The 9880-nt window shown below is 54.3% G+C and carries 6 protein-coding genes; 2 read left to right on the top strand and 4 right to left on the bottom strand.

The genetic code is table 11. The features are described from left to right. The first annotated feature begins 137 nt into the window (after nt 1-137). Both cysC and sat read left to right on the top strand, forming a co-directional pair. On the top strand, nt 138-749 hold the full coding sequence (gene cysC, locus ABNS66_RS14040) for an adenylyl-sulfate kinase (protein WP_027872737.1): 612 nt from the start codon (nt 138-140) through the stop codon (nt 747-749). Between the two features lie 56 nt (nt 750-805). Beyond that, the gene (gene sat / locus ABNS66_RS14045; RefSeq protein ID WP_204995743.1) at nt 806-1993 is read left to right on the top strand and encodes a sulfate adenylyltransferase; all 1188 of its coding nucleotides are present in this window, start codon (nt 806-808) and stop codon (nt 1991-1993) included. A gap of 77 nt (nt 1994-2070) precedes the next feature. Here sat and ABNS66_RS14050 read toward each other — a convergent pair whose 3' ends face one another. The 4 genes from ABNS66_RS14050 to ABNS66_RS14065 form a co-directional block, all read right to left on the bottom strand. Continuing rightward, complete coding sequence (locus ABNS66_RS14050; protein ID WP_286694948.1) at nt 2071-3204, bottom strand: carbohydrate porin; 1134 nt, start codon at nt 3202-3204, stop codon at nt 2071-2073. Continuing rightward, entirely contained in the window at nt 3201-5216 is a 2016-nt protein-coding gene (betT, locus tag ABNS66_RS14055; RefSeq protein WP_286837621.1) for a choline BCCT transporter BetT, read from the bottom strand. Before betT ends, ABNS66_RS14050 begins: the two co-directional genes overlap by 4 nt. Before the next feature lie 255 nt (nt 5217-5471). Then, a complete protein-coding gene (locus ABNS66_RS14060; RefSeq protein WP_204995638.1) occupies nt 5472-6767 on the bottom strand; it encodes an OmpA family protein in 1296 nt (431 codons plus the stop codon). 66 nt (nt 6768-6833) lie between these two features. Next, the gene (locus tag ABNS66_RS14065) at nt 6834-9530 is read right to left on the bottom strand and encodes a hypothetical protein (protein WP_286837620.1); all 2697 of its coding nucleotides are present in this window, start codon (nt 9528-9530) and stop codon (nt 6834-6836) included. Nucleotides 9531-9880: the final 350 nt, after the last annotated feature.

The raw sequence follows: 9880 nt of genomic DNA on the forward strand, positions 1-9880 counted from the left end.
GCTATCGAAAAAATCGATACTGAGTATAGCAATAAGCCGTTTTACTTGTTGGTGGGGCAGTCGTATCATTGCCGCCAATTCTGACTGGCCGGTTCGGCTGGTCTACTTTTGACGCTATCTCAAGTGTGGAGATCACCATGACCGAAGTGAAGGCTACGAATGTTCACTGGCACGACGGCGAAGTTAGCCGTGAAGACCGCAATGCACTGTTGAAGCAAAAAGGTGCCACGCTGTGGTTCACCGGCTTGTCTGGCAGCGGCAAGAGTACTGTTGCCGTGGCGTTGGAAAAAGCGCTGATGCAGCAGGGTCACCTTTGCTATCGCCTGGATGGCGACAATATCCGCATGGGTATTAACAAGAACCTGGGCTTTAGTGCAGAAGATCGCGCAGAAAATATTCGCCGCATTGGTGAAGTGTCGAAATTATTTGTCGACACAGGCGTAATCGTACTGAGCAGTTTTGTCAGCCCTTACCGCGAAGATCGCGATGCGGTGCGCGCGCTGCATGACGAGAGCGATATGGCGTTCATCGAGGTATACGTGAACGTGCCGTTGGAAGTGGCTGAAGAGCGCGACCCCAAAGGCCTGTATAAGAAAGCCCGTGCAGGTGAGATCAAAAACTTCACTGGTATTGATGACCCCTACGAGGCACCGGAAAGCCCAGAACTGGTTCTCAATAGCCACGAGCTGAGCCTGGACGAAGAAGTAGAGGTTCTGCTGAATATGCTGAAAGAGCGCGGCATTATTTAAGCCCAATTTGATCAGCAACTGAACGAGAAGACACCACCAAATTACGGAGTTTTATGATGATTAAGCCCCATGGCGCTGATGAACTTAAGCCGCTGTTTGTTTACGACACCGAGAAACACCACGCACTCAATGCCGAGGCGGAAACCCTGCCTTCTATTATTGTAAGCTCTGCCGCTGCGGCTAACGCGGTGATGCTGGGTGCCGGGTACTTCACCCCGCTGACTGGCTACATGAACCTGGCAGACTCTCTAAGTGTGGCTGAGAAGCTTCACACCGCAGAAGGCCTGTTTTGGCCCGTGCCCGTTGTTAACCTGGTGCAAGATGCGCAAGGCATTGAAGCGGGAAGCCGAATCGCGCTGCGCGACCCCAATGTTGAGGGCAATCCCGTATTGGCGATTATGGATGTAGACGCTGTTGAGTCGGTTAGCGACGAGCAGATCGACTTCATGGCTGAGAACATCTTTGGCACCTTGGATGCTGAGCACCCCGGTGTGAAGACCTTCAAGTCTTTGGGCAATACCTTGCTGTCAGGCCCGATCCAAGTGCTTAACTTCAGCTACTTCCAGGCTGACTTCCCGGATACTTTCCGCACGGCAGTTGAAATTCGTAACGAGATTTCAGAGCGTGGCTGGGAAAAAGTGGTTGCTTTCCAAACGCGTAACCCAATGCACCGCGCGCACGAAGAGCTGTGCCGCATGGCGATGGAAGACCTGGGTACCGATGGCATCCTTATTCACATGCTGCTCGGTAAATTGAAGGCCGGAGATATCCCCGCTCACGTGCGTGATGCGGCGATCCGCAAAATGGTTGAAGTTTACTTCCCCAAGAACACGGTAATGATTACCGGCTACGGTTTCGACATGCTCTACGCCGGCCCACGCGAGGCGGTATTGCACGCGGTGTTCCGCCAGAACTGTGGCTGTACGCACTTGATTGTTGGCCGCGACCACGCCGGTGTGGGTGACTACTACGGTGGTTTCGATGCGCAGACAATTTTCGATGAGAAAGTACCTGAAGGGGCGTTGGAAATTGATATCTACCGCGCCGACCACACAGCTTACTCGAAGAAGTTGAATAAAGTAGTGATGATGCGCGATGCACCGGATCACAATAAAGAGGACTTCGTATTGCTCTCCGGCACTAAGGTTCGTGAAATGCTGGGCAATGGCATTGCGCCACCACCAGAGTTTTCACGCCCTGAAGTGGCTCAGATTCTGATGGACTACTATCAGATCGAAGGCTAATTACACGCCTTGAAAAAAAGCCCCGCGGTGATGTCACCGCGGGGCTTTTTTATTTCGGGCAGCTGTTCGCGTGGCGGCTAAAAATAGAAGCCGACGTTGATGTTAAAGCGCGTGTTGCTGTTGCCGGCATTGGCGGCCATGCTACTGCCAATAAACGGCTGGTTTTCACCGTGTATCAAGTCGATGTAGGTGAATAGGCTGCCCTTGCTAACTGAGGCTCCCAGGACATGCATGCGCGTGTCGTCGAGGTCGGCGGACTTACCACTGACGACGCTGTTGTCTAAGTAGACCGTGATAGCGTCAATGCCGTCGACAGGCGCATCAAAGCGATAGGCGATATTAGCACTGTGGATGTCGGCCGACGCGGCGATAGTATCAAAGAAGGAGTAGGCACCCACCACCATAAGCTCCGATCCATCGTCCGGGTTGTATTCATAATGACCGCTGCTGAGCTGCAGATTCCACGCTCCGAACTGGCCATTCATATGCAGAGCGAAGGCGCTGTAGTCGCCTGCAGAGGTCTCCTGGTCGTCATGGAGCTGGCCGTGCAGGGCAGAGAATCCGACTTGCAGGCTATCGTTAGGCTGATCCAGCAGGTCGCTCGCGACCCGCCACACCAGCGTGTTGGTTTCGGCCAGTGCACCCGAAGCGCTGGGGGCGTCATAGATGCCCTGGCCGGCCTGGCGGCTGCCGACAATGTCGTAGGAGTAGCGGTCACTGCGATTGTCAACGTAGCCGTCAATGCCGCCCTGTTCATCATTCTTAAACAGCGCAATTTGGCTTTCTAGATGCTCGCCTTGGTAGAGAAATTTAATGCCGAAGTCGTAGTCATCTTCCAGCCCCAAATAGTAATTACTGCTGAAGAAAAAACTGTGGGAGTTGTAGGGAAGGTTGCCGAAAGGTAGCTGAGTAACACCCAGCTGTGCTTGCCACTCAGGGTTTATTTGATAACCGAGCCAGGCGTGGTGGACCACTTCCATATACTCGTAGTAGCGCAGCTCGGCGGAAAGCAGGATATTGTCGACACTGCCATCAAAATTGATGCGTACCGTGTCCAGGTCGATGTCGCCCACACGTTGGCGGTTGCCGTCGTCGTAGTCTTCAAAGCTGTATTGGAAGCGCACCGCGCCGCCAACAGTAATATCACTTTCCGCTGTCGCCATTAGTGGCAGAACGCAGCATAAAGCGGCACTCGCTAAGCGCTTTTTCATGTGAGTGTCTCCTGACTTTTGGGGTCGATGGTTGTGTTATCCGCGCGGGCCATATCTAGATACAGCAGGTGAGAGTTATATTGCGAGAGGATGTCGCTAATAATTTGCTCGCGTGTGTAGTCCATGATGTCGTAGTGCTGAGCACCTTCTGTCAGGTGAACATCCAGGCGGTAGAAATGGCGCTGCTTGCTTTCATCCATATGGAGATCGGAAACCACAAACCCCGGCGCGATATGACTGCTGAGAAATACACCGTAGCGGAAGGTTTCCTCATCGCCGTGGTAGACCTTGAGTTGAATACTATCGGCCTCGCGTTGTACTCGACATTCACGGTCGTGTTTTGCCAACTCTTTACTCACAGCACTGAAGGCATCCAAAACCTCTGAATTGAGAAATGCTTTGGCTTTCTCTTTTCCTGGGAAGGTCACCATACGCTTCAAGCGAACCTGCCAGGGGACTTCGCCATTGGTCACACTGAGGTCGGATTGGTTGCGGGCGTCCAGCTTTAGGGCTTCCAGTCGCAAGCCTTTGAACAGGCCATAGCAAATAATCAGCATGATAAAGGTGAAGGGCAGGGCGCTGGCAATGGCCGCACTTTGCAGGGCCGATAGCCCTCCAGCCAGCAGTAACACAGCCGCTACGACCCCTTCCGTTACCGCCCAGAATACCCGCTGCCAGACCGGCGGTTCGTGATTGCCGCCTGAGGTGATGATGTCGATGACCAATGAGCCGGAATCAGAAGAGGTCACGAAGAAGGTGATTACCAGCAATGTGGCCAGCAGCGACGCCACAGTGCCCAGTGGTAGGTATTCAAAAACCTTGAAGACGGCAGTTGTGACATCGCTATTGACGGCTGCCGAAATGGCGCCGTCGGCAATGCCAAAGTCCAGTGCGATTGCGGTGTTGCCAAACAGCGTCATCCACACGAATGTGAAACCGACTGGCACGAAGAGCACACCCATCACAAATTCGCGAATGGTTCGCCCTCGAGATACGCGAGCAATGAACATGCCGACAAAGGGGGACCACGCGATCCACCAACCCCAGTAAAAGAGTGTCCATGCCCCCATCCAGTCGGTGGGCTCATAGGCATAGAGGTTAAAGGTTTTATTGACCAGGGTGTCGAGGTAGTGGCCGGTATTTTGAACGAGCGCCTGGAATAGGTGCTGTGTCGGGCCACTCGCGGCCATATAGACCATTAGCACGGCGGCCAGCATCACATTGAGTATGCTGAGCCGGCGAATGCCGGCATCAAGACCGGCAACAACCGAGACAGTCGCGAAGCCGGTAATCGCGACAATCAGGCCAATTTGTACCGGGGTTGAGATAGTGAGCCCAAAGAGGTAGTTGAGCCCGGTGTTTACCTGCATCACACCGAGCCCCAACGATGTTGCCACGCCAAACATGGTTCCGAGCACTGCGAAGATGTCGACAGCGTGGCCCAATGGTCCGTTCATGCGCTCGCCGATAATTGGAAATAGCGCGGAGCGTAATGTGAGTGGCAAGCGGTGGCGAAAACCAAAATAGGCCAGTGACAAACCGACTACCGCGTAAATCGACCAGGCGTGCAGCCCCCAGTGAAAGAAGGTGGTTGCCATCGCTTCGCGAGCGGCTTCGATGGTTTGCCCCTCGCCTTGTGGTGGCGAGCTCATGTGCAGCACGGGTTCGGCTACGCCGTAAAACAGTAAGCCGATACCCATGCCTGCGGAAAATAGCATGGCGAACCACGAGCCGTAGCTGAAGTCAGGCAGGGAGTGTTCTGGCCCGAGACGAATACTGCCGTAGCGGCTAAGCGCCAGATACAAAGAGAAGAATAAAAAGATTGCCACGGCCAAGAGGTAAAGCCAGCCGAAGCTATCAACAATCCAGCTTTGGGTGCTGCTGAACACTTTCCCGGCTATATCGGGAGTACTAGCGCCAAAGATAACAATGGCAAAAATTAGAATGACCGAACCGAAAAAAACTGGGGGGTTAATTTGGGAGAGGTCAACACGGCGTCCTGGTTCTGACATGGGGAGCGGGCTCCTTGTTCGGTTTTCCACGGATGCCTGGCGAACAGGTATTCACCGAGACGGTTTCGCGCGAGCTGATGTGTCGCGTATTGATATTGCCGATGACTGACAATGGCTGTCTGCGCAATACTCTTAGAGTGTAGCTTGAATACGGCAGCGCGCAGTGTAACGCGAGTGGATAAAATTTTCAGATAGGGCGGTTAGGGACACAAAAAAAGGGGCCTGGGGCCCCTTACAATATTGCTTCTGCTGCGATTAGCGGTTCGGGCTATTCACCTGTAGCTCTACGCGACGGTTGCGCTCACGGCCCTCGTCGGTGGAGTTGTCGGCAACGGGTTTGCTTTCGCCGTAACCCACCGCGCGCAGGCGGCTGCTTTCAATACCTTTGCTAATCAAGTAGTCGACCACTGACTGGGCGCGCTCTTGCGACAGGCGCTTATTGTAAGCATCGCTACCCACAGAGTCAGTGTGGCCCGCAATGATAATGCTAACGTCTGGCTCGTTGTTCAGGGCCTTGGCGACATTATCCAGTACGGTCTTCGAATCAAGCATCAGACGAGCTTTGTTAAATTCGAAGTGTACGCCATCGATATCGACTTTTTGTGAGATCACACAGCCGCGGGAATTCACTTTCATTCCGGGCAGCGTGCCTGGGCACTGGTCGATCTTGTTGGGTACGCCATCGTTGTCGCTGTCGAGCGGGCAACCGCGAACATCAACGGGTACGCCAAGGGGAGTGCCTGGGCACTGGTCAATATCATTGGGCACGCCATCGCGGTCATCGTCGATAGAGCAGCCGTGGACATTTACTTTGGCGCCACGTGGGGTGTTTGGACACTTGTCACGGAAGTTGGGAACACCATCGCCGTCGCTATCTAACGGGCAGCCGTTAGAGTCAACGGGCGTGCCGCGCGGTGTGTTGGGGCATTTGTCGATGCGATCGGGCACACCATCGCCGTCACTATCATAGTTGTAGGGCAGTGGCTCGTCGCCAAAGGGTACCGAGACACCCAGCATAAAGGCGTAGGTGTAGAAGTAATCGTCAACGAGGATGTCTTTCTCGTTGATTTTGTCGATCTGGTAGCGGGCTTCTGCACGCAGTGCCGCGCCGCCTAGGTCATAAGTAAAACCTGCAACGGCATCGTTGCCGAAGTCGGATTCGATGTCCCCAACGAATTCAATTTCGTGGTAGGTCGCGCCAACGCCGAAGTAGGGCTGCAGGGCACTGGCATCCAGCTCGAAGGCGCCGAAGGGGAAAAAGAGAATATCGACACCAGCGGCGGCGCGCTCATAGACATCGTTCTTGCTGGTCTTAAGCTCGCCGTAGTTCATGTGGGCGTCGATCATGATGTAGCGGTTGATCGGTTTACCGATACCAATCTTGCCTATACCGCCATTGTCGTAATCTTCGTCGTCGGCAACGGTTGCGCCGAGCATAACGTGGCCACGCCAGCGGTCATCATACACCGATTCTTCATCGCTGCTGTCGGCGAGCAGGGGCGAGGTCAACGCCGTAGCAGCCATCGCAAGCGCAAGAGTACGCAGTTTCATTTAGTTTCTCCTAGTAACTACCCAATGGCAAAGCGCGGCCCAGAGGCCGCGCTTCATCCTTTTTTATTATGGTGCCAAATCTCCGAAGAGGTTTATGCAATCGTCGTAGAACGTCTCATCGAAGTTTTGGAAATCTTCGATGTTGAAGCCAAGCAATGTATCCAAAAGGCCGCCGACTACTGAGGTAACAGGAGCAACCAAGCAGGCGTCGACAACGTCAACAAGGTCGCCAAGGCCTACAGGCAGTGGGCCGCCAGTCAACAGGGCATTGGTCAGTGTGCCTAAGCCTGCGCCGAGGTCGGGTGCCGAGGGATCCAGCGTACTGAAATCACCGGTTATCAAAGCTTCCACAATGGCTTCGGCAGGGATGGTGCCGCCGTCATCATTTTGAATAAGCGTAGCAAGCAACGGATCAGCTACTAAGCTAACGCCGTAGATAACAGGCAAAATGATGCCTGGCGTTTCAAAGCCAACACCGGGAAGCGAGCTTAGGGTCAGTACGGGCTCCAGGACGCTACACAGCTCATTCGAGAAAGTGAGCAGATTGTCATCAGCAGCTGGCAGTACCAAAACGCTCGCGCCATCGACGGATTGCGTTTCGAATGTACTATCTGAGTCGGTATCGGCCTGGGCCTGAACACAGACAGTACTGAGACGCAGCAGGCCGTCGGAGCGCAGACGACCTTTCTGGTTCGGGTCGAAGCTTGCCGCCGCAGCAGCGGGGGTCAGAATAAAGCCACCCGTCGCGTCGGTAATATCTTCGAGAGGAACGCTGTCGGTCACCGCTGTCTGGCAGGCTGCGGGATCTGCAAAGTCGCCACTCCAGAAACCGGGGATAGCGGTAAATGCAATGCGGCTTTGATCGGTGACTCGCAGCAGGCGGGTTGTTGAGTCATTGCCTGCGCCAAGCAGGTCGCCCTCGGTGGGCAGTGCTGTTGAGCCTTGCAAATTGCTGAAGTTGGCATAGGCCTCGAATTGCTGGCCGCCGCGAACAAACTGTTCGCCGTCTTCCAGAGACTCAACCAGATCATCGCGACCGACACAGGCGAACTCGTCGTCTGCAAGGGTGTCCGGTTCAGTCGCATTGGGAACCATGAACAGACGCAGCTCAGTCAATGCGCCGGGGTCAACAGCGTTCACGGGGCGAGTAACCGAAACCGGCTCATCACTGCCAAAGTAGGTCAGCTTGAGTTCCAGTGGGCCCTCTGCGGCGCCAGCTTGGGCAGTAAGCGTGGTGTTAACCGAGGTGTCGGGCACAGGAAGCGCCGTTGTGGGAACGCTAGACTCCCACTCGATCAGACCGTTGGGGCAGGCCTCAAAGGCGCCGGTGCCGCCGGCAAGTTCGGTGAACTTACACAGTGCGCGGTACTCGATTCCGTCCAGGAAGCTGTTCACATACAGCGTATCTGGGCCATTGGTGTCATTATTCAGGCCGTCTACACGTTCGATTTTCAGTTCATCAACACGTGGACCAACCAGATTCAGCTCGAGCGTGTCGGCCAGGTCGGGAACGTTGTTGCCAAAGTTACCGGTTACCACGCTGGTCAGGGCAATACCGCCAGACGCTTTCAGGTCGTCATAGGTAGCGCCGTCAACGGTTACCGCAAAGCCTTCTTTGGGATCGACTTTCGGGTCGGAGCTGTAAATAAGGTCACCGTCACGTGCGCTCCAAACGTCATTGCCGTTGTCGCTGCACTGGTAAACCTGCAGGGTTTGACCCGGGTTTTGCACGTTGTTGTAGGTGAGGCGCGCTACGAACTGCAGGCGCTGTGCCGCAGGCACGCTAATGCTGTTTGAATCCAGGCCTTTACAGCTGGCAATTGAATCCTGTGCTAATACACCGCCCGCATCGCAGGCCGCGGTATCTGGGTTGATGATTGCACAGATATCCACCTTGGCGAAGGTTGCTGGCTTCATCGTTACCGTTAGCTCACGAATGCCATCCGATGTTGCACCGACACAGCCATTGGGATTGCTGTCGGCGTCAACGGCAAACAGGGTTACCTGACGCTCGGCATTATTGCCATCGCTGGTGAAGGGGCTTTTGTAGGTAACGGGAACCGAACCATTGAGCGCAACAGGTTGGTCGGCTGATGGTTCAGCCAGCGTTGTATCGCTGCTGCAAATATAGACGGTATCGGTAATATTTTCGGGAATCGGCGTATTGGTGAAATACTGCAGTAAGCGGTAGTTCGTTGTTTCCGAGTCGTTTTCAATCAGCGGGTCGAGCAAAATTAGCTCTTTGCCCACAATCTTGGGGCTGCCTGCCGGCGTGGGTGGAACCACGGTGAAGGGCAGGGTCTTGCTGAAGGTTTTGCCGGATTTAGTAAAGATACCGGTTACCGTTGCATTGATGGTCGCATCGTCAACGCCCATCTGCACCCGGTTAAGAATATCCTGTACCTTGCCGTCTCTAACGGTGTCGCGGAATTTCGGAGAGCCATCGTCATTGACGTCGAGCTCAGCTTTTTCGGGAGAGCCAAGATTCGCACTCAACTGCCAGCGAACCTGGTCGGTAATAACCATTTCTGGGCCGACGTTCTTGTTAATACCGTCGGAGCGCAGCGCGAGCATGCGTACAGAAATGCGGCTGTTACCGGTGCCCGGTAAGGTCGAGACGTTGTTGACGAACTCCATGCGGAGGGTTTCAGGGTCTATGGTTAGTCCCGGGCGGTCGGGGCTGCGGGCATCGCCACCGCCTCCACACGCTGCGAGTAAGAACGATGCGAAAACGAGCGACATCGCTATTTTTATGCTTTTCATGTATTCCCCTCCCGGAGAGTCAAGCTGGTACAACAGGAAATGGGTGTGCGCTTAAAGTTACGTAGTTTTACGGATGTTGTAGGTAAAAACAACAGTCGTCACCTCTAAAGTGAGATGTTAGAGCAAAAAGGCCAAAAATTTCTGTGACCTATGCACGTTTAGACTCTTGATTGGCACTATTTTAGGGCTAAACGACCGCTATGTCGCTGTTACAAAAGCGATTTTAGGCGATGTCGCAAGCTGATGGAGAGTTTGCCTTACCGTGTGTGGTTTTGGCTCGTCCTATCGCGGTATTGCAGAGAGTGGGTATGGAGAGTTCGCCCCACTCTTGGTTTTTTTGAGTGGGGCGA

The organism is uncultured Spongiibacter sp., assembly GCF_964011655.1.
Classification (GTDB): domain Bacteria; phylum Pseudomonadota; class Gammaproteobacteria; order Pseudomonadales; family Spongiibacteraceae; genus Spongiibacter; species Spongiibacter marinus.

Bases quoted from the DNA above. Each gene is read 5' to 3' on its own strand.
- cysC (WP_027872737.1), top strand. From the start codon at position 138: ATGACCGAAGTGAAGGCTACGAATGTTCACTGGCACGACGGCGAAGTT.
- sat (WP_204995743.1), top strand. From the start codon at position 806: ATGATTAAGCCCCATGGCGCTGATGAACTTAAGCCGCTGTTTGTTTAC.
- ABNS66_RS14050 (WP_286694948.1), bottom strand. From the start codon at position 3,204: ATGAAAAAGCGCTTAGCGAGTGCCGCTTTATGCTGCGTTCTGCCACTA.
- betT (WP_286837621.1), bottom strand. From the start codon at position 5,216: ATGTCAGAACCAGGACGCCGTGTTGACCTCTCCCAAATTAACCCCCCA.
- ABNS66_RS14060 (WP_204995638.1), bottom strand. From the start codon at position 6,767: ATGAAACTGCGTACTCTTGCGCTTGCGATGGCTGCTACGGCGTTGACC.
- ABNS66_RS14065 (WP_286837620.1), bottom strand. From the start codon at position 9,530: ATGAAAAGCATAAAAATAGCGATGTCGCTCGTTTTCGCATCGTTCTTA.